The 22,180-nt window shown below is 53.4% G+C and carries 17 protein-coding genes; 13 read left to right on the top strand and 4 right to left on the bottom strand.

The window, feature by feature from the left end; all coding sequences use genetic code 11:
- Positions 1 to 359 precede the first annotated feature (359 nt).
- The 8 genes from AC0L3A_RS36485 (at position 360) to AC0L3A_RS36450 (ending at position 11,223) form a co-directional block, all read left to right on the top strand.
- Positions 360 to 1,508, top strand: a complete 1,149-nt coding sequence (locus AC0L3A_RS36485) for a glycosyltransferase (RefSeq protein ID WP_473256197.1) — start codon at positions 360 to 362, stop codon at positions 1,506 to 1,508.
- A gap of 8 nt (positions 1,509 to 1,516) precedes the next feature.
- Positions 1,517 to 2,647, top strand: a complete 1,131-nt coding sequence (locus AC0L3A_RS36480) for a glycosyltransferase (RefSeq protein WP_473256196.1) — start codon at positions 1,517 to 1,519, stop codon at positions 2,645 to 2,647.
- A complete protein-coding gene (locus tag AC0L3A_RS36475) occupies positions 2,640 to 3,557 on the top strand; it encodes a glycosyltransferase family 2 protein (RefSeq protein WP_473256195.1) in 918 nt (305 codons plus the stop codon). Before AC0L3A_RS36480 ends, AC0L3A_RS36475 begins: the two co-directional genes overlap by 8 nt.
- A gap of 25 nt (positions 3,558 to 3,582) precedes the next feature.
- The gene (locus tag AC0L3A_RS36470) at positions 3,583 to 4,719 is read left to right on the top strand and encodes a glycosyltransferase (protein ID WP_473256194.1); all 1,137 of its coding nucleotides are present in this window, start codon (positions 3,583 to 3,585) and stop codon (positions 4,717 to 4,719) included.
- Positions 4,720 to 5,347: 628 nt separating this feature from the next.
- Positions 5,348 to 6,499: an acyltransferase family protein gene (locus AC0L3A_RS36465; protein WP_473256193.1), complete on the top strand. Its 1,152-nt coding sequence runs from the start codon at positions 5,348 to 5,350 to the stop codon at positions 6,497 to 6,499.
- Between the two features lie 21 nt (positions 6,500 to 6,520).
- A complete protein-coding gene (locus AC0L3A_RS36460) occupies positions 6,521 to 7,858 on the top strand; it encodes a polysaccharide biosynthesis protein (protein WP_473256192.1) in 1,338 nt (445 codons plus the stop codon).
- Between the two features lie 22 nt (positions 7,859 to 7,880).
- Positions 7,881 to 9,359, top strand: coding sequence for a hypothetical protein (locus AC0L3A_RS36455; RefSeq protein WP_473256191.1), 1,479 nt, complete (start codon positions 7,881 to 7,883; stop codon positions 9,357 to 9,359).
- Between the two features lie 148 nt (positions 9,360 to 9,507).
- Entirely contained in the window at positions 9,508 to 11,223 is a 1,716-nt protein-coding gene (locus tag AC0L3A_RS36450) for a hypothetical protein (RefSeq protein ID WP_473256190.1), read from the top strand.
- A 429-nt stretch (positions 11,224 to 11,652) separates the two neighbouring features.
- On the opposite strand, the gene AC0L3A_RS36445 is transcribed toward AC0L3A_RS36450, so the two are convergent.
- The 3 genes from AC0L3A_RS36445 to AC0L3A_RS36435 all read right to left on the bottom strand — a co-directional run bounded on the left by AC0L3A_RS36445 (position 11,653) and on the right by AC0L3A_RS36435 (position 16,179).
- Entirely contained in the window at positions 11,653 to 12,156 is a 504-nt protein-coding gene (locus AC0L3A_RS36445) for a hypothetical protein (protein WP_473256189.1), read from the bottom strand.
- Positions 12,157 to 12,383: 227 nt separating this feature from the next.
- Complete coding sequence (locus tag AC0L3A_RS36440) at positions 12,384 to 14,606, bottom strand: polysaccharide biosynthesis tyrosine autokinase (RefSeq protein ID WP_473256188.1); 2,223 nt, start codon at positions 14,604 to 14,606, stop codon at positions 12,384 to 12,386.
- A gap of 73 nt (positions 14,607 to 14,679) precedes the next feature.
- Complete coding sequence (locus AC0L3A_RS36435) at positions 14,680 to 16,179, bottom strand: undecaprenyl-phosphate glucose phosphotransferase (RefSeq protein ID WP_473256187.1); 1,500 nt, start codon at positions 16,177 to 16,179, stop codon at positions 14,680 to 14,682.
- A gap of 174 nt (positions 16,180 to 16,353) precedes the next feature.
- Between AC0L3A_RS36435 and AC0L3A_RS36430 the strand changes: the two genes are divergently transcribed.
- From AC0L3A_RS36430 to AC0L3A_RS36415, 4 genes are all read left to right on the top strand, one after another.
- On the top strand, positions 16,354 to 17,433 hold the full coding sequence (locus AC0L3A_RS36430; RefSeq protein ID WP_473256186.1) for an ABC transporter substrate-binding protein: 1,080 nt from the start codon (positions 16,354 to 16,356) through the stop codon (positions 17,431 to 17,433).
- A gap of 190 nt (positions 17,434 to 17,623) precedes the next feature.
- Complete coding sequence (locus tag AC0L3A_RS36425) at positions 17,624 to 17,896, top strand: hypothetical protein (protein WP_473256185.1); 273 nt, start codon at positions 17,624 to 17,626, stop codon at positions 17,894 to 17,896.
- A 266-nt stretch (positions 17,897 to 18,162) separates the two neighbouring features.
- The gene (locus AC0L3A_RS36420) at positions 18,163 to 19,137 is read left to right on the top strand and encodes a GDP-L-fucose synthase family protein (protein ID WP_473256198.1); all 975 of its coding nucleotides are present in this window, start codon (positions 18,163 to 18,165) and stop codon (positions 19,135 to 19,137) included.
- A 59-nt stretch (positions 19,138 to 19,196) separates the two neighbouring features.
- Positions 19,197 to 20,504, top strand: a complete 1,308-nt coding sequence (locus tag AC0L3A_RS36415) for a WcaI family glycosyltransferase (protein WP_473256184.1) — start codon at positions 19,197 to 19,199, stop codon at positions 20,502 to 20,504.
- A 103-nt stretch (positions 20,505 to 20,607) separates the two neighbouring features.
- On the opposite strand, the gene gmd is transcribed toward AC0L3A_RS36415, so the two are convergent.
- A complete protein-coding gene (gene gmd / locus AC0L3A_RS36410; RefSeq protein WP_446482060.1) occupies positions 20,608 to 21,699 on the bottom strand; it encodes a GDP-mannose 4,6-dehydratase in 1,092 nt (363 codons plus the stop codon).
- Positions 21,700 to 21,920: 221 nt separating this feature from the next.
- Between gmd and AC0L3A_RS36405 the strand changes: the two genes are divergently transcribed.
- A partial coding sequence (locus AC0L3A_RS36405) for a sugar phosphate nucleotidyltransferase (RefSeq protein ID WP_473256183.1) occupies positions 21,921 to 22,180 on the top strand: 260 nt, incomplete at its 3' end.

The raw sequence follows: 22,180 nt of genomic DNA, 5'->3' as shown, positions 1-22,180 counted from the left end.
CAGGAACTTCCGGATTTGCATTCGGTGGTGCCAATATTGGTGCCTCCACGTTTGGAGGCCTTCATTACACAACTGTCACGTCAGGGTCGGCTTCCGGTTCGGTATCGGGAACGACCAACAGTGTAAGTCCCTCTCGTTGATTGCCAATGAATTGTTAGAGTGAATCCGGTGATGGATATCAGGATGATCGGCACTAAAGTGTTTGGGAAGCATAAGCCATTGTGACATTCGAGGGAAACCGAATGAGGCGAGTCTTGTCCGCCGTCGGCGTTCTCACATTCAACATCATTACTGCAACGGGGCGATGAGGCTGCTGCGTCCGGAATCATTCCGTTGATAAGTCTGGAAGCGGCGATACCATGAAGTTTCTGCGGTTGATCGCAAGTTGCGATCCGCGTACTGGCGGACCTATTGCGGGGCTGATTCGCTCCTCCAGAGTTTTGGCAACGATGGGGCACGAAACCCATATAGCTACTCTGGATGATCCGAAGGCTCAATGTGTTCAAGCATCAGAGTTCACGACGTTTGGTTTGGGGCCGTCGCTGCCCCCTTACGGCTACACTCCTCGTTTGAGCGAGTGGGTCGCATCGAACGCGCGAAGCTATGATATCGCGATAATTCACTGCATTTGGAATTACATTTCGTTGGGTTCGTGGAGGGGATTGAAGAAAGCAAAGCTACCCTATTTTGTTTTTTTGCACGGCTCCTTGGATCCGTGGCACCGGGAATTTTACCCGATCAAACACGTGTTTAAGCAAGCATTTTGGCTCGCTGTGGAGGGAAGAGTTCTGCGCGACGCAGAGAGAGTTCTCTTTACTTCTGAAGAGGAGAGGCTGCTCGCGGAAGGTGCGTTCTGGGGCTATCAAGATTACTCTCGGAAAATCGTTGCCTATGGCGCCTCGAACCCGAGTGGCGATTCTGTCTCTCAAATCGCCTCTTTCCGGAATTTCTGCGGGCTTACAGTGGATGAACCCTACCTGTTGTTCTTGAGCCGCATTCACCCGAAGAAGGGGATCGATAGCCTTATCACCGCATTTGCCAAGCATGCGCCGCCGGCAATGCGGCTCGTTATTGCCGGGCCCGATCAGATTGGTTTGCAGGGAAGCTTAATGCAACAGGCCGCCGATCTCGGAATTGCTAGCCGCATCAGATGGCCGGGCATGCTGGATGGCGACCTGAAGTGGGGGGCCTTCCGCGGTGCCGAAGCCTTCGTGCTTCCTTCGCACGGGGAAAATTTTGGGATCGTGCTTGCAGAAGCAATGGCCTGTTCGACGCCAGTTCTCACAACCAAAAAAGTCAATATCTGGAGGGAGATCGAGGACTCAGGAGGCGGTTTAGTTGTCGAGCAGCCGGGCGATTTCAATGAAGCGCTTCTGGCATTCTTCAAGAAGAGTCCACAGCAAATAGGCGAGATGCGTAGGCGGGCTCGTCAATGCTTCCTCGGTAAGTTCGAGATTGGTCAAAGTGCATTAGATTTGCTGCAGCTATCTGCAGAGACCAAGCGATAAGGAAGCAAATGCATATTGTTCATTTTTGCGCTTCTCCTGTCGAGGTTGGCTCTGATCGCGGAGGAGTTTCCAATGTTGTGGTCGAACTAGCCAAGTGCAGCGCAGGGAAAGGAGTTCAGACCACGGTCGTGTGCACGAACGCGACGCTAGGCAGACGGGTTAAGGAGCCTAGCGTGTTTCGAGACGGTCACCTTAAGATCGTTACCCTCAATTCAGACGTGGCCTCTCTGATTCGTGGCATGCGAGCGACGCTGGCAACGGAGCCTACCGTCGCACATGTGCATGCAGGCTTCAGCCCCTTTGCTGTCATAAGCATGCAGATGCTTATTAACAGGAAGATTCCATTCGCGCTTTCCCCGCATGGAAAGCTCACGGAGGGAATGTTGACAAAGCGGCGAGCGCTGAAGATGTGCTGGTGGACGCTTTTGGAGCGCCGTCTCGTAAATGACTCGTCAGTTGTTGGCGCATTTTCGCAGAATGAAACTGCGTCTTTCTCACGACTGGGTATTAGTCGGCCGGTGCACGTTATTCCCAACGGGGTAGACGCTCCGGAAGCGGAAGCCGATGTCACCCTTTCTATTCGGGAGCCATATCTACTTTTCTTTGGCTATTTGGATCCGCGGAAACAACCGGACCTATTGCTTCGAAGCTACGCCGCTACAAGTATTGCTCGCAGGACTCACCTCCTGGTTTTTGTAGGACCAGATTCTTATGGACTACAGACCAAATTGGAAAGGCTCACGAGTACCTTGCAGTTGACAGATCGGGTAAGGTTTCCCGGACCTGCATACGGCAACGAAAAGTGGGCGTTCCTTAGGAATGCAACAGCTGTTCTTCTCCCAAGTCTGGCAGAAGGAATGCCATTGGCACTTCTTGAAGCTGCTTGCATCGGAACCCCGGCAATCTTTTCAAAGGAATGCAATGCGCAGCTGATTTCTGATGCTGGTGCTGGTGTAGAGCTCAAGGACTTTAGTGAAGTAACTTGGGCCGCTGCGCTCGATCGATTAGTAAGCCGGCCCAGTGATCGTAAGAAAATGGCAGAAAACGCACTAGCGCTCTCAAAATCTCTTGCGTGGCCAAAAATCTCTGATCGCTGGCTCGCGCTGTATAGTGAAATTGGGCTTCGTGCAAATGCGTAAACTCTCTTTGTCTGTAATAATCCTGACCCTTAACGAAGAGCGCCACATCGAACGGGCAATTCGATCCGTAGAGTCCTTTGCTGAAACGGTACTGGTCGTCGACGCAGGGTCGAAGGACAGGACATGTGAAATCGCCAGGAGATTCGGCGCCATAGTCGCGGAGCATCCGTGGAAGAATTATGCGGATCAATTTCAGTGGGCTTTGGACAATCTCCCGACCCGCACAGAATGGGTGATGCGGCTAGATGCCGACGAGATAGTCGCCCCCGATCTTGCTAAAGAAATATCCGAAAAGGTTGAACAGCTCCCCTCAAACATTGGTGGAATTTATCTCAACCGCAAGCATGTATTTATGGGGCGGTGGATTCGATTTGGTGGAAGATTTCCACTTCTGCTGCTTCGAATATGGAGAACAGGAAAGGCTCGTATTGAGCAGCGTTGGATGGACGAGCATATCGTTCTTTTAGAGGGAGGTTCGGTCGTTTTCGAAAAAACGTTCGAGGACCGCAATTTGAATGATCTCTCGTTCTTCATCGATAAGCACAACAAGTACGCGACGCGGGAGGCGATTGACGTTCTTGCTCGTCGCTATGGACTCTTTGACGAGGATTCGGAGTTGCTTACTCCGTCAAACAAGGGGCAGGCTTCGAGGAAGAGAATTCTTAAGGAGCGAGTCTTCAACAAGTTGCCCTTTGAGATGTCGTCGAGCCTGTACTTCCTATTTCGATACTTTGTGCAACTCGGTTTCATGGATGGAAGACAAGGCGCCATTTATCACTTTATCCAGGGCTATTGGTACCGCTTCTTGGTCGGCGCCAAGGTCACTGAACTGAACGACGCAATAGCTGGTTTGCCTAAAGACCAGGCTGTTAAGACACTTGCGACCCTGACTGGCTTGAGGATGGGTTAGTCGTCACCTGCTGGAGTGGTCGTGGATGTTCTGGAATGCACGTAGTGTCGGTATCAGAATTCTAGTTGTCGGTTCGCACCCGGAGTGCGCCAAAAAGCAACGCAGCATGAAGCTATTTGCCGAGTGGCTTCGGAAGGCTTGCGCTGAAATCGGTGATGTCGAACTAGTTCAGCCTAGAGCAGTATTCCTGAATCGCTTTACAGCTGGTGGCCGATTAGCAAAATGGCTGGGTTACATTGATCAGTTCGTCCTGTTCGCGGTTGAGCTGGCGCTCCTTCGGACTTTCTACGATGTCATAGTTTTGGCCGATCACTCGAACGCTCCAATGGCCGTCTTTGTGCCAGGTCGGAAATTGATCGTAATGGTACACGACACGATTGCGATTCGGCAGGCTTTGGGGCGGATCCCCGGGAAGCCTAGAGCCAAGGTCTCCGGTCGTATTTTGCAAACATCAATTCTGTCTGTCCTGCGGCGCTCCGCTGTTTTGTTGACAAATCCGCAGCCGATTACCAGTGAGTTGCTGAGCTTGGGCGTAAGCACACCAACTAGAATAGTTGGATGTCCTTTTGATGCGAGTCGTCTGCGGGATCTAAAAGCTCATAAGCTCGTGAAAGCGCCTTTTGCACTTCATGTGGGGTCTGACAATTACCGAAAGCGGAAAGCTGAACTGGTTGAATTCTGGCGAGAGGTGGAGAGGCGGGATCCCACCCTCAGGCTTGTGCTAGCCGGCAATACCGAGAGGAGGACGATTGCGCTGATCGAGAAGCTCGCGCTGCGCTCGGTGGTAATCCTTAATGAGGTTGACGACGAAACACTCGCTTCGCTCTATGGTTCGTGTGAAGCTGTCCTCGTATCCAGTGAAAGCGAAGGATTCTGTATTCCGGTTTTAGAGGCAATCGCATTCGGAAAGCGCATATTCACACCTCTGGATGTCCCCTTTTTCAGCGCAGTTTTTGGGAAGGCGGTCGAACCTTGTCTGGATCTGGATATCAAGAACGTTGATCCTTTCTTTCACTGTCTAACGGCCGCGCTGACCTGTGAAGCTCTTGCTCAGGGGCAGGATGTTCTTCGCCAATATTCATGGGAGCAGTTTGCGCGGAGAGTCACTGAAGCGGTGACTAGCTGCGCTGCCCACCCTCGAGAGGCGAGGTACTCCGCTTGATCCGGTATTTCCTCCAGAGTTTTCTCTTTATCTTTCCTTGGGCAATCAGGCGCAGACTCCTCGGACTGTTTTGGGGGTACGACCTTGCGCCCGATTGCTTTATCGGATTCTCCTGGATCGGCGCGAACCGTCTACGAATGGCGAGATGCAGCCGAATAGGTCACCTCACGTTCATTAAAGGCGTCGCCAAGCTCGAGTTGGATCGTTCTGCACGAATAGGCAATTTGAACTGGATAACAGGCAATTCAGCCGAATCGGCGCTGCTAGTTGGCGAACATGCCGCTATCACCCACCGTCACTTAATCGATTGCACGGCAACGGTTGAAGTCGGTCGTTTTAGTACCTTTGCGGGGTGGAGATCACAGCTGCTTACTCACTCAATTGAAGTCGGCGTTTCTAGGCAAACATCTGAGCCGGTTCGTATAGGCCAGTTTTGTTTCGTCGGCACTGGCGTGATAATCCTGAAGGGAGCTAGCTTACCGGACTATTCTATCTTGGCTGCTGGATCAGTTCTTATAGATAGCCCGACTGATCAATACACTATCTACGGAGGCGTTCCGGCGCGCCCTGTTGGGAAGCTTCCAAAAGAGACAATGTATTTCAATCGAGTTTCGGGGTTTGTGCATTGATGCTAGCACCAGAACAGCCGGGCCAGGTGGGGTTAGCTGCCAAAGCCGAGAGAGATGTCGGACTAGATAAACTTAGAGGACTAGCGATTCTGTTGGTTATGATATTTCATTTCTTCCAGGTCCCTGGCCTTCCCAAGACCTCAACTTTCGACAGCTATGCCATCCATGTCGCCAGAATGGGATGGTGTGGGGTTGAGCTCTTCTTCTCGCTGTCCGGATTTCTGATAACACGTATAATTCTAAAAACTTTGCATTCGGAGCATTTCTTTCGCAATTTCTATATTAGGCGAACTCTTCGCATCTTCCCCGTTTACTACGCGTACCTAAGTCTCCTCTCGCTGGCGGTCCTCGGCGCATTTGCGCTGGGGCGCCTACCCGAGTCGGGGGGGCGCTCATTCGCCGTTGCCGCTCCCTTTCTGTTCACCTATTTGTCGAATTTTTACGGCTTCTTCACTGATCAATTCACACCCCTCGGAACGGGCCACTTCTGGTCGTTGGCAACCGAGGAGCAGTTCTATCTGATCTGGCCCGCTTTGCTTTTTGTTATTCCTCGCGGAAGGTTATTTTCATTTGCTGTAAGCCTATTGGTCCTATCACTGCTCCTGAGGATACTGCTTCAATGGTGGGGGGCCTCTGCGCTCCAGATCTATTTCTTCTTTCCAGCGCGTCTGGATAGCATCGTTTTCGGCGGGGTAGCCGCGATCGTGTTGGAGTATCAAAAAGTCGACGCGTTGCGTCGATATGCGATGCCCATGTGCGCTTTCTCTGGAGCATTATCGATCTTCCTTTTGTCCATGTATGGGCCTACGTCGGAGCACCCGGCGATTCACGTTTATGGACTTTCAGTATTTGGAATATTCTTTGCGAGTTTGGTCCTCTTGGTCGCCACGCATGACAAAAATAATCAAGGGACGAGGGCATCTGCGCTGGCCATCCTCGGAACATACAGCTACGGCCTTTATGTCATCCATGTGTGCATCAGAGCGTCCCTATTGCAGATTTGGCCCGTCGGGAAGTTGCTCTTGAACAGTGTATTGCCGTCATTGCTCGCGTTTGCTGTGACCGGCATTTTCATTTCGCTGGGGTTGGCCGTAATGAGTTTCCGTTTCTTGGAGGCGCCATTCCTTAGGATGAAGCAAAGATTCAATTAGGTCTCCAGATGAGGCTCGAACATGCGTAGTTCACTTTTGCGCCTGAGCAGAAACCGCCTGGGTCGCAACCTGTCCGCGCATGTATTCAACCAGGTCGTCACGCTGGCAATTCAGTTTGCGACAATACCGATTCTGATTAAGGCCTGGGGCGTACCAACCTACGGAGCATGGCTCGTTCTTACTGCAATCCCTCAATATTTGACCTTTGCAGATTTGGGTTTCACGATAATTGCAAAAAATGAGATTTCCAGACTGGTGGTAGGAGGGCGCCAGCCTGAAGCACTAGCCGTTTTTCAGAGTGTATTCTGGATGTTGACCATTGCTGGACCTTTGTTGCTGTTGGCAACAATGCTGGTTCTTCACTTTGTCCCGCTGAGCGGTGCACTCAATGTTCAGCCGCTGGAGGAAAGCGAAGCGAAGATCATCTTGCTATCTCAGATCGCGGGCGTTGTTACCTATCAGTTTTTTTATCTCTTCTGTGCCGCAATAAGATCAGAAGGCTACCCCGCCACGGAGACCACGTTAGCGGCGCTTCTTCGGGCGGCAGAGACTGTAGTCTTGCTAAGTTGCGCAGTAGCTGGCATCAATATTGCTGCCGCAGCGTTTCTGTCCGTGCTTACTCGCATCATCGTTACACTTGTCTTGCCCTTGTGGGTCGTGCGGATTGCGCCATGGCTCCGCATAGGGATATCGAGTGCATCGTTCTTTTGGATCAGAAGGCTCTTTATTCCGTCCCTCACCTATACGCTGGTACCATTGACGACCGCCTTTGTGCTGCAAGGGCCGGTAATCATATTGGGTGCGAGTGCAGCCGCGGCCGCCGTGGCGCTTTACTCGACAGCCCGAACAGTCACGCGGATCGGGGTAGCTGGGGCAAACCTTGTAACGCAGGCTTTCGTGCCAGAGTACAGTTTTGCGAGAGGACAGCGAGATTCGGAACGAGTCCGGCGACTGATTAGGATGCATTCGCTCATTTTAGTTGTCGGCATGCTCGCCTATGTTGTGTTGATCGGTTGCTGGGGGCCTGAAGTCATACATGCACTTTCGCATGGCCAACTCGAGGCATCAGCGTGGCTGTTGTGCGCCCTTGCACTCGCCGCCATCGGAGAGATGCTTTGGGTAAGCCTATTCGGCGTATTAACGGCCATGAGTGCGCATAGCCGATCGGCGATGTGGTACGTCTTTATTGTAGGTGTTGGAGCGGCCTCTGCTGTCGCGCTGCATCTTTCAGACGCGGAGTCGCTGGCCGAACTCATTGCTCTTGTTCAAGCGCTCATGGTGCTCGTAATGGCTCGAGAATTCACGTTATTCTACCGGAATGTGCTGAATAGACCCGCGTCGGCGTTCGGGGTGAGCTGACGGTCTTGCAGGATGGCGTCTGATGGTTAGCACAATAAAGGATCTCGAACTCAGAGATCACATCTATTCGGATCGGTTCGATCGCCGCTTGCTCAGCCCAGTTCCTTGGCTGATGTATTTGCATGCGGGATTGATATTGGTGAATACGGCGCTAGACGGGCAGTATGCATCCAATGCGTATCATGCCGCAATGCTTCTGCTTGCGGCGTTGACTTTCTCGCTTGTGAGCGATGCTATCCTTTTTATCATGCTTACACACGTCTATTGGATGTTTTCGTTCATGACGTATTTGTATGCAAGTTTGCACGGAAATTTGGCTACCTTTGGCTTGGTTGATCCGGCCTCTGCTGCCCTGATAGCGTTGTGCAGTCAGCTCGCGTGCACCTGTGCGTTGGTAGCCATTAAGCTTCAGCCGAATCGTCCTCCGCTCAAAAGCACAAAATGGGCAGACGATCTGATTAAGGTGCAACCAATAATTTTGTTTATCGGTGTTCTGGGTGTGTTGGCCAAACTTGTCGGAGTAGTGCCGGAGGTCTATGCAGGCGCTTTGGCGTCGTTTGTCTACCTCTGGCTCGCGGTACGCCTTGTCTCTCGTCGAGCCACAAGCGGCCTCGATGTCCCGATGCTGCTCGTCGGAGCACTAATCGTCGTCAGTTCCCTTCGGTCGAGTTTGCGGACGGACGTGTTTGCGTTCGTCCTGTTGCTCGCCTTCTTTTTTGTAATGGCCTACCCCAAGCCCATTCTAAGTTTTCGTAACGTCGCGCTTGCCTTTTTTGGCTTCCGCCTTCTATCACTCTTCTCGGCGGTCTTGCTCTATGCACGGACATTTAGGGATAGTGGTACTTCGTTGCTTGGCATTGTGAGCGAAAAGCTTTTTTCGGCACAAGCCATTTCCTACGTAGTCAATCCATTTGCGAGCGGCCTAACTCTGCCTTCAGGAGCGATTACCCGAAGCAGCATCTCTCCTTTGTTTTTCGGATCCGATTCCGGCTTTCTTCCCCGCCTAACGCTGCTGCCTCAAATGGACATGGTGACTGGGAGGATCGGTGATATCAAGGAGATTAATTGGACTGAGATCCTGAACGTCGTCTATTCGATTCTGCCTTCGTTCGGGCAGGAAAAGGATTTGGTCCTAAGTGATCGCATTATCTGGCAGTTGGGTCTGCGCGACGCCGGCACTGTAGCCCGCCCGATGATTACTGCAGAGGCGGAATGGTTTTACATGGGCGGGTTCTGGACCGTATTCTTCTTCAAACTGATTCTCGTCTATCTTTTGTATCTCCTGTATCAATACTTTCGGGGAAAGTTCGGTCTCAGGAGTATCGCAATCATTCTAATGTCGCAAACGCTGATCTACGTTGTGTTTACGAGCACGGCAATCAGCGTCCTAGCCGTTACACTGCGATCTCCGGTCGTTCTGATATTGATGCTCAATCTGATTGTGTTCGCTTGGCAACTAGCACACCCTCGATCTCAGGTAGCTCGCGATGGTGGTCATTAGTAGAATCTGTCTGGTTCTATTCCTTATCGGCTGGGCGGTCGGAGTTAATCGAGGACTGGCCTCGGATGCGTTAGATGCGGTTTTGATCCGGAACGTGGAGGCCCGAAAGAGCCTTGTTCTGGGCGTTGCTTTTACTCGCGGATCTCCCATGAACCATCCGAAGTATGGGGCCTACGATGTATTGGCGGCATCGTCGGGAAAAGAGTGCCCTAGCGTCGATAACCTTCAATACATGGCGAACGTCTTGACGTTTGAGGGTTCGGATACGGAATTACATCCCGATCTATTCTCGCTTCCTCCCTTGACGAGATTCATCTTTCGGCATGTCGATTGCTTCGATGAGATGCAAACGCGTTCGATTACAACGGCACTGCAGCGTAGAATTGATCTCTTTCAGCATGGGACAACAAATCACGCACTTCTATCGGCTACGTCGTGGTACCTCATGGCTGAAAAATTTCCGAGGAATCGTTGGCTTACTCGAAACGGTAAGGTACTCACCTCGTTGGAGGTTCGGGCAGAATACAAGAAATTGTTGCTTCAGACGTTCTCGAAGTGGCTTACGGTCGGAAACGTGGAGGAGTTCTCGCCAGTTTATACGATCCTCGATCTGATTCCGCTTGTGAATCTTATCGAGTTTTCTGCGGATACCGAATTGAAATCTGCGGCCAATTCGGTTGCAAACGTCATAGTGGCCACGCTCTGGGTCAATAGCTTCCACGGGCTGGTCGTTCCACCAATCGTTCGAGCCTACCGCCCACAGTTCTATCGCAATACCAGCAATCAAATAGAGCCGATAGATAGCCCTGGGCTGCACATCAACTGGTTGTACTTCGGGGCGCCCGTTCGGACGCCGCGCGACTTTCTAGCGAAGGGAGAGCCGTTTTATGTGGCGTTCCTGGCGACGAGTAGTTGGGTTCCTGATCCCGTCGTGCTTGAACTTGTCGACGTGGGGGATCAGCCTTACGAGTTCCGGTCGACAATACCCGCATTTACTAAGTGGGGCGCTCCCGGTCGGACCGAGGCTTATGGGAATGCTTACTTTGCCCGAAAGTATGCTGTCGGAATTGGTTTGTTCCGAGTGTCTCCGTTTATCTACAACGCCTCATCTCAAAGTTTCGGGATATCTTTCGATGCCGATCTAAAACATCCGTTTTTGGAATGCTATCATTCGTATTGGTCAGCAAATGAAGGAAGTAGAACCTCTCTCCAGGATCGAATGTCGCCCTTCCAAGAGGGATTTGTTGACCGTGACCGTGGCGTTCTCGTATTCCGAATTCCAGAAATCGATCCATTTGTTACAGCTCAATCAAATTCCGCGTTCCGTATGAGAAATTTGAGGGCGCAGAACTTGATCCGAAAGGCCACCTGCCGATTTCCCGCTGAGCTTGTGGCCGAACTGTCTCCTGGGCTGCTGCTGGTCGATGCAGGGCAGATTTCTATCGCGTTGCGGTTTGTTTCGAATGTCGATGGCGCCGATCTGACGGCGCAGGGAGAATTTCGTTACCTTGAAATAAATGGCTCGGATATTGCGATTTACTTTCGGATCTTTGACAAGCAGGCTCACTCGTCAAGAGAGGAGCTTATGTTGGAGATGATGCGCGTCGATCTTTTTTCGAAGCAGGATGGTCACTTCACCGCAGTGGATCGAGAGGGGCGCTACGACATTGAGTATAAAATGCAACTAGAGGGGACTGGAGAAGAACTTACTGCGGCCTCCATTCCCGAGGTTGAGAAGGACTTTAAGCCGTTTTCCGTGATTTCGAAGGACAGATTTCTTGATAGTCCCAGGCTTAATGGAGCTTCCGACGGCGTCCGAATTGGCGGCCATGGACGGGAAGTGAGGTACAGGGTGTCTTGGTAGCGGCCTCAGCAAGCACTTTTGATCATTTGACATGGCTTTCAGAACTTAGACTGTTGGTCTAGGATAGCTTTTGAGTTACGGAATATTTAAAGATTGTGACGCCCTGCATGGTGCCAAGTATAGTGTCAGTTCTCTTGTACGGTTGTAGGATCAAGTTCCGGCAATGGTCGGAGTTCGCATAGCAGAGCTTGACGCTGATTATGCGGTTACATTCATTCTTAATGCTTACGACGTGGTCGAACATACTTGGATTGATAAGCTGCGCCCGAGCTGCGGCCTCGATATCGAGACACGGTTTTCCTAGAGGCCCCTTGATCACATTGCTGTCGTCGCTTCGTCCATTCGATTGAGGGACGAAGCCGACTTGCGCGGCGGCCAAACCCGGATAGCTCAAGAGCAAGGGGATCGCAGCGGTGCGTGCGATGAAGGCTAGTTCCATGGTCGGTCCTCGTCAGGTTCGATGCCCGGCACATCGAAGCGCAGGGCCTGGTGGCGCAGCTCTTTAGCTAGGAGGTGCTTTGGGTACGTTTCCAGAGCGGCGAGTCCACGCAAGAGATCGGCACGCAATTGAGGATCTACGTTTCGCAATATCTGAGCGGCTTCTGTCGTCAACGCAGCTTGGACGAGGCGGCTGAAGTCTTCGATTGTAGATCGTCTATTCGAGTCCGTTAATTCCGAATATGCTCCCAGCGCGATTGGCAACCGGCGTTGTATGATCCATCCTTCGCGCGGGGCTACGGCGAAGGATGCTGCCAGATAGTTGTTGAATTTTGTGGTCGAACCTCGCTCGATCGTCCCTATCCAGCAAAGGGACATCCACAGAAAGCCATCGTCCGGCGAGATTTGAAGTCCCTTAACAGTCTGCACTTTCGCTTCACTTACGAAGCGATCAATGAGAGTGCCATTTCCGTCCGCAATGGCGATCTCTGCCAAATACAGATAGATAATCGCTGAGGCCCTATGGGTTCTGTAAGTAGCCCCTGAGCCGGTAGGCGAAGAGGCAAGCTCAACCGCGGCTTTCTTTCCAAATTTTTGACCGGATAGGACAGATCGAGCCAAGCCCTCGGTAGGTCTTGTGATGCCCTGAAGCCAAACACTATCCGCGGCCCATCCGATCGCGACCACTCCAAACAGACCCAGGATCAATCTCGTGGCGAATCTCACTCGGTGTAGCCGTACCTTGCGTAGTATTTCTCATAGTAGTAGTTGCCATGGTATGACTGGTATCGGGCCAGCGCGGTTGTATTAGCTTTGTTGAGCACGACGCCGAGCAATCTGTCGTAAATCTCCGGATTTTTGGCGAGGGTGTGCCGGATTACATCCCGCTCCGTTTTTCCCCACTCTACAACGTAGAAAAAAGCGTCCACATAGGCCGTAGTCACTCGAGCATCCACAACCGGCGCGAGCGGCGACATGTCGAGAATCACGTAGTCGTAGCTATGTTTTAGCTTTTCCACAATCGCCATCATTTCATCGGAGGCCAGTAGCTCGCTGGTATGTGCTCGATTTGGAGCCAATCCTGCCGGCAAGAAGGCAAGGTTCAGCATCACCTCTGCAGGTTTCAATTCCGTATTACTGCTTGAACTCACTATCAGATCGTACAGGCCGGCGATGTTGGCAGCTACTCCAAGCTTGCGGGATAGCGAAGGGTTTCGAAGGTCGCCATCGATCAGGACCACTCGTTTGCCGCTTTGTGCGATCAAATGGGCCAAATTGGACGAAACCGTGGATTTTCCCTCGTTCGGCAGAGTCGAAGTTATGCCGATAACTTTCCCCTTGGTGCGAATGTTGAGGTCGATGGTGACCTTCAACGATCGAACAGCTTCAGCGAATCTCGAGAGCGGGCTGTCGACCACGTATCTAAGAAGCGAGGAGTTGAAGTCTTCTTGAGATGAGCGCTCGTTCTTCCCTAACCGGATGGAGGGTAGAATGAGCGAGGTCTGGGTCTGAAGTTCAGTTTCAATTTGATCCGTCGTTCTGAACACGTGATCTGCCGCATCTCTCGCCATGGCTAGCCCAATACTCACTCCAAGGCCGCCGAGTAAACTGACAGCGAGTACGATCAAGGTTTTGGGAGAACTCTTCCGCAAAGGGCGGCTCGCCGGACTGATAACCCGAGCCTCAGTGATGGGGAATGACTGCTGCTGCACAGATTCCATGTATCGCTGTAGGAAGTTATCATACATGGCCTGATATGATTGAGCATTGCTCTCGAGTTCTCGGAGTTGAATCTGAGCCTGGTTTGTAAGCTGAGATTCTGAGACTATGTTAGCGAGGCTGTTTCTGATGCTATCCTCTCTCGCAGACGCAATGTCGTAGTCACTCTTGTAGGCTTGCTGGATTCGTTTAAGCTCGTCAGTAATGTTCTTCCTTATTTCCTGCATCTGCGTGCGCAGGTTGACTGCGGCCAGATGATCCCGACCATACTTAACGGACCAGACGGATTCTCTCGATGCCATGTCAACATATTGATTTCGAAGCTTTACGATGGTCTCGTTCTTCAGCGCGTCGGTTACGGAAGCGTCCGGTATTTCTTGCTTCATGATGTCGTTGATACGTTCGAGCCGAGCTTTCGCTTCGGCGGTAGACGCTTTGGTGACAATCAACTGACTGTTGATTTCGGCTAGCTGCTGTTCATTCATCAGCCGGCCTCCCGTATCCACAATGTTGTTTGCTTGTTTGAAGTCGACGACGGATCTTTGTGCGGCAGACGCTTGCGTTCTCAGCTCTTTGATCCGATCTTGCAACCACACGCTGGCCCGACGGGTCGCCTGATATTTGGCCTCGAGCTGATCAACGATGTACGCATCAGCAATCGCATTGGCGACTCGCTCGGACTTCTCTGCTGAAAGGGATGTGAATCCAATTTCCATTACATAGGTGAGGGCGACCCGTTTTATTGTTCGGCTTTCCTCAAACCTTAGCAGCGCGGCACGTGTGAGTTCGTATTCGGACTTCGGTCCCCCGGTCCCGAAAACTGACGTCACGAGCTGCAAAATCAGTCCCATCGCGCCCCCGTTTCCGCCGATAAATTCCGAGTCGTTAGTGAGCTTCAGGTCGCGTATGACGGCGAGACTTATGTTCTCTGATTTAAGTATTTCAACTTGTGTTTCGACAGTTGCTGAATCGATGGCCACATCTCCCAACATGGATTGCTGTTGAAACAGCTGTACTTTTCGTGTGTCGATTACCAGCGAGGCTGTGGCTGTATACTTTGGCGCGGCCGTAAAAAGGTAGAGAACCGCGAGTAACAGGCAGCAAGATAGGGTTCCAACTACAAGCGGGTATTGACGACGTACGATCCTGAGGTATGTCTGCCAACCTTCTTCTGGCGGTTGAGACTTCGGAAGCGAGTCCAACCGGTTCTTATTTACCTGTAGCATTTCTGGACCTGTAGTCAGAGCGAGCGGTGCATAGGAAAGATGAGGCGAACTTTGAAACCGGGAGTTCTTAGGGTCAGTAGGCTCCGGTCTGCCACAGGGAGCCTATAGCGGTGGCAAACATCACCCGAATATCCAACCACAAGCTCCAGTTGTTGATATACCACAAATCGTGCTCCACTCGTTTCTGCATTTGCTCCAGTGCGCGAGTTTCTCCGCGGTAACCATTAACTTGCGCCCAGCCAGTGATGCCGGGCTTCACGTGGTGGCGGAAGGCGTAGTTTCCAATGATCTGCTCATATTCCGAGTTATGGGCGGCGGCGTGCGGGCGCGGGCCGACCAGCGACATGTCGCCTTTAAGCACGTTGAAGATCTGTGGCAGCTCGTCGATCGAGGTCTTGCGCAGCCATTTGCCGATAGCCGTCACGCGAGGATCGTCTCTCGTCGCCTGAACGACCGTGGGCCCGTCCTCCAACACTCGCATGGTACGGAACTTATAGATAAGGAAAGCGCGGCCGCTAAATCCATTGCGAGTTTGGCGGAAGAATACTGGCCCGCGCGAGCTGCATTTGATGAGTAGTGCGGCGATCAGCATGATCGGCGCAAATACGATTAGGGCAACCGAGGCGCCGACTACGTCGAGCATGCGCTTCAACGCGCGCTCCTTCCAGCTCAACGGCGCCCGCCGGAGTTCGGCGGTCAAGGTATTCCCGGCGCTTACCAGCGGGTACCGCAGAAAATGCGACACGTTTGAATCCGGAACGAGATGGACCGGAATCGGAAGGATCTTCAGCCCGTCCAGAATACTGTCGATTGCATGCTGGCGGCTCCAGCTCATCAACAGGAATATATGCTCGATCTCATTTTCGCGCGCATAAGAGATCAACTCGTCGAAGGAAGGACCGATTTGCGACATCAGGAGCGGAGAGCCCAAATCCTTGGCGCGGATCTCTAGTGTTCGAACGATGCGATGGCCGTGCTGGCGGAGCTCCATCATCGCGGCGGAAGAGGCTGGAAGCCCAAACTCCGCGATCACGACTGCCTTGCTGTTGGCAAATGCGCCGGCTCGCAGTGCTCTCGTCGTCCAGCGCGCGGCAGCAAGCTTCCACGACGAGAGTGCGACGAGACCGAAGAGGTAGAACGAGATTGCGGTGCCACGGGAAAATTCGTCGCTCACCTTCATGGTAAAGGCAATGGCCAGGAGCGAAGCGAAGACGCCGGTCCATGTGGTCAGCGTAATCCGCCATGAGCACGGCAGGTTGGTAATGGTCTTCAGCCGATAGCCGTGCTGGACCGTGACCAGGAGCCCAAAATTGATCGCCACCAGCAGGCTCGCCGAGGCATAGACGTCGATTCTGCCGACCGCTCCAGCGGCGAAGAGGTGGTATATTACCGTGCACCCGATGCCGCAGGCTATGATCAGCACGCCATCCGCGGTGATCATAACCCGTTCGACCAGAGCGGGGCGCAGCCAACTCGGCCCCGACCGCGCACGCGTTGCGGCCGGCGCATCCGAAAGCCGTATGTCCGGCTCCCGATCGGGAAGCGGGCTGGAATGGAAGGATGCAATCGTCATGGTTCTGAAATCCGTGCGCCTTCGAAATTTGCCTATCAGTATCGCCGGTGCATTCGAGCAAAATGGTAGTTAAGACAATGCTCAGAGAAAAATAACCTTAACCCCACCAGTGTATCTCGACCCATCCGATACCTCAACCCTTGCGCGCATCGCGCAGACGAACGGACTAGCCAGGTGGCTCGAACGCCTTCGCACCGAAAAACAAAAACCAAATACCAGCGACCCGCGCTGTTGGCTCTCTCGACCATGGCGGCCGCTGGCCTCGTCATTCTAGCGCTGCGACCCGAGCCGCTGCCGGTCGAAGCATACCCACCCCCGGCAGCGCAGCTCGCCTTCCTAGTGGATGGCGCTTTTGGGGCACGCTTCGCCGGAGAAATGATTGCCCAACGTGAAGCCTTCTTTCCTTCCAACATTGCGCTACGTGCCGACCCGGATGACCCGGATTTCGTCGCAACCGTTGCACGTGAACATGCCATTGGCGTGACCAGCGGCCACAAATTCCTGCTGGGCTCCTGGCGCGGCGTCCCGGTGACTGCTTTCGCGGCAAGCTTTCTGGACACTTCCATCGTGATCTTCAGCTTGGAAAGCTCTGGCCTGCGTCGCCCCGCCGATCTCGTCGGCAAGCGGCTGGGCTACCGTAAAGGGAGCGAGGGCGAAGTAGTGGTCGATGCTATGATGGCGCAGCTCGGCTTGCCGCGCAGCCGAATCACCAAGGTCCCGGATCGCGACACGTTCGACGTATTGCGTGCCGGTGAGGTGGACGCTGTCATTGGCTTGATCGGCCAGGAGCCACGACCATCCGAGCCTGACTTTATTCGACTTAACGTGATCAGGCCGCAAGATTACGCCATCCACGTACCGGGAATGGTCTATTTCGCGAGCTCTGACCTTGTTCATGATCGTCCCTCAGCCGTGGCGGGGGTGCTGGCAGGTCTCATCAAAGGGTGGCAGTTCACTTACGCCGACTATGCACGCAGCGTGCCGGTTCTCGTTGGTATTGCCCCCGACAGGCTTAATGTGGATCGTTTGAAGTTCGAGCTCGAGCAGCAGCGAAGTCTCGTTCTGCCGACGGGGGGCCGGATCGCCGACTATGACGAAAGTCGTTGGAGAACCCTGCGCGATATCCTCATTTTTGCAAAGCTCGCCGAGGAGACGGTGCCTCTATCTCAGTCGATCAATTACCAACTATTGAGAGACGTCTATCGTCGTTCGCCTGATCTGGCTGCCCCAGGGGCTTTCGGTGGGGCGAAGTAGGGCTAAGAAGCCACACTTGGCCGCGATATCATCCCAGGACGTCCGATCTGCGCATCGGATCGGTTGCCTTTCTCTCCAGCGATTTGGTATTGTAGTCGTGAGATTTGAGGCTGATTTCGAGGTTCTATTCTACAAGCAACCCATTTTGGGCTGTTGGGATTAGGTTCGTCGGCGCAAAGGAGCTTTAAGGATGTACAACACGTTTGCGCGGGTCGGTTTTTTGACAATTGCCGCATTCCTGGGTGCGGCGAGTGGTGCGAAGGCGGGCATGCAAATGCCTGCAAGCGCGGCCCTCCTGACAGGAGAGAGCCAGGCGACGCCCGTAACTTTCTGGGCCCAGCCCTACCCATACCGTTATGTGCCGCAGCGCCACTGCCCGCTCGTGCGTGTTGAGACGCCGTACGGCTGGTATATGGATCGCGTCTGCGCGCCGGAAGGCCCCATCCTGCGTCGCGCTTACTGATCAGCCTCTACGACTAGCTAACCTGGATAAAGCAAGCAGTCGTGCGATTGGCACGGCTGCTTTGTCTATTTTTGTGTCAATGGTCTGCCACCGGATTGCGCAACCAGGGGCTGTTCACCAAAAAAGCGACTTGACGCTAACTTGGGCTGCTGTCCGATAAAGATTATGTTAACAAGTTGGTATGCTGCACTGCACGGTGGTGGAGTGTGCAGAGTGGCTCTGCAGTGGATTTTTCTGTAAAAAATAGAGAAGGCTCGGGTAGTCATATGACGGGGGCATCAACGTACAATATTTCCGGAAAGCGCGTCTTTGTAGCCGGCCATCGCGGCATGGTCGGCTCTGCCGTCGTTCGGCGCCTTGCATCTGAGAATTGCACCATTCTTTTCGCCGATCGACATGAGGTGGATCTCACCAAGGAGGAGCCAACAATCCGATGGCTCGAGGCCAAGCGGCCTGAGCTCGTGGTTCACGCGGCCGCAAAGGTTGGAGGCATTGCCGCCAACAGCAACTTTCCTGTCGATTTTCTCTGTGACAATCTTTCGATCGAACTAAACGTCATCCGCGCCAGCCATGCCGTCGGCGTGCAGCGCCTCTTGTTTTTGGGATCATCATGCATTTACCCAAAGCATGCCAAGCAGCCGATCAGCGAAGATGAACTGCTCACCGGACCGCTTGAGCCTACTAATGAGTGGTATGCGATCGCGAAGATCGCTGGCCTCAAAATGTGTCAGGCGTACCGCCGCCAATTCGGTGATGACTTCTTCTCTGCGATGCCTACCAATCTTTATGGTCGTGGCGACAATTACCATCCCGATCATAGCCATGTGCCGGCGGCACTAATCCGACGGTTTCACGAAGCGAAGCTGGAGCAAGCTCCGACGGTGACTGTCTGGGGGACCGGAACGCCGCTGCGTGAATTTCTGAATGTCGATGATTTTGCTGACGCGTGTGTCTTCCTTCTAAAGAATTATTCAAGCGATAAGCCGATCAATGTCGGTAGCGGCGACGAGTTATCGATCGCCGATTTTGCGAGAACGATTGCAGACGTGGTGGGCTATCAGGGCAAGCTTGTCTTCGACACGTCCAAGCCCGACGGTACGCCACGTAAGCTGCTCGATAGCTCGCGGGTCCGGGCTCTTGGTTGGCGACCGAATACTCCTCTTCGCACTGGCCTCTCCGTTGCATATCAGGATTTTCTGAAAGGCCACGGCCGCCATCTGGAGGTTCGCGCCACCAGCTGAGCTCAACTATTCTGTCTGCAATAATTTCAATTCTCAAAACTTACTTGGATTGCTCCTTTATGCGAGTTCTTTTGGTCGGCATCAATTATGCCCCCGATCTGATCGGAGTGGCGAAATACAATACCGAGCTCTGTGAAAGCCTCGTCGCCGAAGGTCACGACGTCAGGGTGATCACTGCTCCACCTTATTATCCGGGCTGGAAGATTCCGTCAGACTTCCGCAACTCCTACTATCGATCGAGGCATATTGATGGCGTTCGGGTGACGCGGACGCCGATCTATGTGCCTGGACGTCCGTCGGGGGCGAAGAGGCTCATTCATCACGCCTCTTTCGCACTCTCGAGCGCGGTGCCGGTCCTCGTAAATACTCTCTCCTGGCGACCAGATGTGATGGTCGCGGTTGCCCCTTCTCTAATGTCGGCTGCGTTCGTCTCAGTCGTTGCGCATCGCATCGGTGCCAAATCATGGATTCACGTTCAGGACTTCGAGGTGGATGCGGCGTTCGAACTTGGTCTGCTGCGCAACAATTCCTTGCGCAAATGGATGCTCAGGACGGAAGCTACGATCTTAAGGTCGTTTGATCACGTTTCGACTATTTCTCGACCGATGGTGGACCGCCTAATTGTAAAGGGCGTCGGTCTCGACAAAGCGGTCGAGGTCAGAAATTGGATTGACACCCGCGCGATCTGCCCCGCCTCGCGGATAACGACATATCGCGAGCAACTGAAGCTGGGTGAGAGCGACATCGTTGGGCTTTACTCCGGAACGATGTCGAACAAGCAAGGTCTTGAATTCGTAATCGAGGCCGCTATCGGGCTAGAACAAAGCCATCCGCATATTCACTTCATTCTCGCGGGCGATGGTCCCGATAAGATGAGGCTTGAGCAAATGGCCGTTGGGCACTCCAATATACATTTTTTTGGCCTTCAGCCGAAGGAAAGCTTCAACGAGTTAATGGCAACCGCCGATTTTCATCTGATCCCACAGAAGGCCAAGGCGGCCGATCTGGTGTTGCCTTCCAAACTTGGCGCCATCTTCGCGTCCGCTCGGCCAGTAATCGCAATGGCCGAAGAGGGTACGGGGCTGGCGGCAGAAGTAATTGGCGCCGGTCTCGTGACTCCACCTGGAGACGCCTCCGCTCTTCAAGTCGCAATTTGCGAGCTAAGCGAGGCATCCGCCCTCCGGCAGCATTACGGCGCTGAAGGAAGAAGGCGCGCTCTTGAGCGCTGGGACCGACAGACAATTGTTCGTCGGTGGTCAGAAATAATGGAGGGCGATCGCAAGCCGGCCGGGCAGAAAGGTATCGGAGCTACAAGCGCGAACGACAACATTGGGCCTCCAATGGAGGATGCAGTTCGTTTGCCTTGAAAGCCAGACCGAGTTGCGTGTTGGCAAAAAACCGCCAGAACTGAGCGCCCGCGGATGGGCGCCCACTCCTTCCATTCATTGTTGTCGTCGATCCATCCTGTCCTTACTCGTGACGCGGAAAGTATCGGAATCCGTGCTGCTTAATCAATTCGTCTCGCTTTGCCGATTCGAGGTCTTCCTTCATCATTTCCTGAACTAGCGCCTCGAATGAGGTCGTCGGCTCCCATCCGAGCTTCTGTTTCGCTTTCGTGGGATCTCCCAAGAGAGTAGCAACCTCGGTGGGGCGGAAATAACGAGGGTCGACGGAGACGATGCATTTGCCGGTAGAAGTATCATAACCCTTCTCATCGACACCGCTGCCTTCCCAGCGGATCCTTATACCGACTTCGCTGGCGGCTATGTTGACGAAATCTCTCACGGAGTGCTGCACGCCGGTAGCGATGACGAAATCTTCCGGCTTTTCCTGCTGCAGCATCAACCATTGCATCTCGACATAGTCGCGCGCGTGTCCCCAGTCGCGTAGTGCGTCGAGATTGCCAAGATAAAGTCGTTCCTGCAGGCCTAAGTGGATTCGTGCAAGAGCACGCGTGATCTTTCGGGTGACGAACGTCTCGCCGCGAACGGGAGATTCGTGATTGAAGAGGATGCCGTTGCAGGCATACATGCCATAAGCTTCGCGGTAATTGACCGTGATCCAGTAAGCATAGAGCTTGGCGACCGCATAGGGTGAACGCGGATAGAAAGGAGTAGTCTCCTTTTGCGGGATTTCCTGGACCAGGCCGTACAGCTCAGATGTCGACGCTTGATAGAACCTGGTTGTCTTTTCCAGCCCAACGATCCGCATCGCCTCAAGAATTCGAAGCGTCCCCAAGCCGTCGGAGTTCGCCGTGTACTCGGGTTCCTCGAAGGAGACGGCGACGTGACTTTGTGCGGCGAGATTGTAGATCTCGTCCGGCTGAACCTGACCAACAATACGTATAAGGCTCGAAGAGTCCGTCAGGTCCCCGTAATGAAGGCGGAACGGCGGATTCGGCTCGTGGGGGTCCAAATAGAGATGATCGATACGATCGGTGTTGAAGAGAGAGGTCCGGCGCTTGATGCCGTGTACTTCGTATCCCTTGCCCAAGAGCAATTCAGCGAGATAAGCGCCGTCTTGGCCGGTGACGCCAGTAATGAGTGCACGTTTTTTTGTCATAATGATCTCTGAGTTGGATTCCCCGGTCGTACTCGAAAACGGAGGGAATTGGGAGACGACCGGCGCCAAAAAAGCAAGCCTTGATTAATAGCGCTCAGATTTGCGGAATAGGCAACCGATAGCCCTATCAAGGTTATTACGAATTTTCGCGTCTTGCCGCCAATCCGAATAGTATAACCCTTCGACGTTTATTGCGTTGGAATTTATAAGGAGCTGCAGATTTGGACAAACGCATTATCCCCCTGATCATGTGCGGCGGTGCCGGAACGCGGCTGTGGCCGGCTTCGCGCGAGGTGCGGCCCAAGCAATTCCTGCCGCTGTTCGGCACGCGCTCGACCTTCCAGGACACGCTGTTGCGCGTGTCGGAGGCCTCGCTGTTCGATCGCCCGATCGTCATCACCAACGCCTCCTACCGCTTCATGGTGCTGGAGCAGCTCGCCGAGATCGGCATCGAGGCCGACGTGATCCTCGAGCCGATGCG

Source organism: Bradyrhizobium sp. MI1.3, assembly GCF_055811695.1.
The sequence above is the reverse complement of the archived record's forward strand: the minus strand, read 5'-3'. Positions and strand labels throughout refer to the sequence as shown.

What these genes read in the sequence shown, in the direction of transcription:
- AC0L3A_RS36485 (WP_473256197.1), top strand. Translation starts at nt 360, where the DNA reads ATGAAGTTTCTGCGGTTGATCGCAAGTTGCGATCCGCGTACTGGCGGA.
- AC0L3A_RS36480 (WP_473256196.1), top strand. Translation starts at nt 1,517, where the DNA reads ATGCATATTGTTCATTTTTGCGCTTCTCCTGTCGAGGTTGGCTCTGAT.
- AC0L3A_RS36475 (WP_473256195.1), top strand. Translation starts at nt 2,640, where the DNA reads ATGCGTAAACTCTCTTTGTCTGTAATAATCCTGACCCTTAACGAAGAG.
- AC0L3A_RS36470 (WP_473256194.1), top strand. Translation starts at nt 3,583, where the DNA reads ATGTTCTGGAATGCACGTAGTGTCGGTATCAGAATTCTAGTTGTCGGT.
- AC0L3A_RS36465 (WP_473256193.1), top strand. Translation starts at nt 5,348, where the DNA reads ATGCTAGCACCAGAACAGCCGGGCCAGGTGGGGTTAGCTGCCAAAGCC.
- AC0L3A_RS36460 (WP_473256192.1), top strand. Translation starts at nt 6,521, where the DNA reads ATGCGTAGTTCACTTTTGCGCCTGAGCAGAAACCGCCTGGGTCGCAAC.
- AC0L3A_RS36455 (WP_473256191.1), top strand. Translation starts at nt 7,881, where the DNA reads ATGGTTAGCACAATAAAGGATCTCGAACTCAGAGATCACATCTATTCG.
- AC0L3A_RS36450 (WP_473256190.1), top strand. Translation starts at nt 9,508, where the DNA reads ATGAACCATCCGAAGTATGGGGCCTACGATGTATTGGCGGCATCGTCG.
- AC0L3A_RS36440 (WP_473256188.1), bottom strand. Translation starts at nt 14,606, where the DNA reads ATGCTACAGGTAAATAAGAACCGGTTGGACTCGCTTCCGAAGTCTCAA.
- AC0L3A_RS36435 (WP_473256187.1), bottom strand. Translation starts at nt 16,179, where the DNA reads ATGACGATTGCATCCTTCCATTCCAGCCCGCTTCCCGATCGGGAGCCG.
- AC0L3A_RS36425 (WP_473256185.1), top strand. Translation starts at nt 17,624, where the DNA reads ATGTACAACACGTTTGCGCGGGTCGGTTTTTTGACAATTGCCGCATTC.
- AC0L3A_RS36420 (WP_473256198.1), top strand. Translation starts at nt 18,163, where the DNA reads ATGACGGGGGCATCAACGTACAATATTTCCGGAAAGCGCGTCTTTGTA.
- AC0L3A_RS36415 (WP_473256184.1), top strand. Translation starts at nt 19,197, where the DNA reads ATGCGAGTTCTTTTGGTCGGCATCAATTATGCCCCCGATCTGATCGGA.
- gmd (WP_446482060.1), bottom strand. Translation starts at nt 21,699, where the DNA reads ATGACAAAAAAACGTGCACTCATTACTGGCGTCACCGGCCAAGACGGC.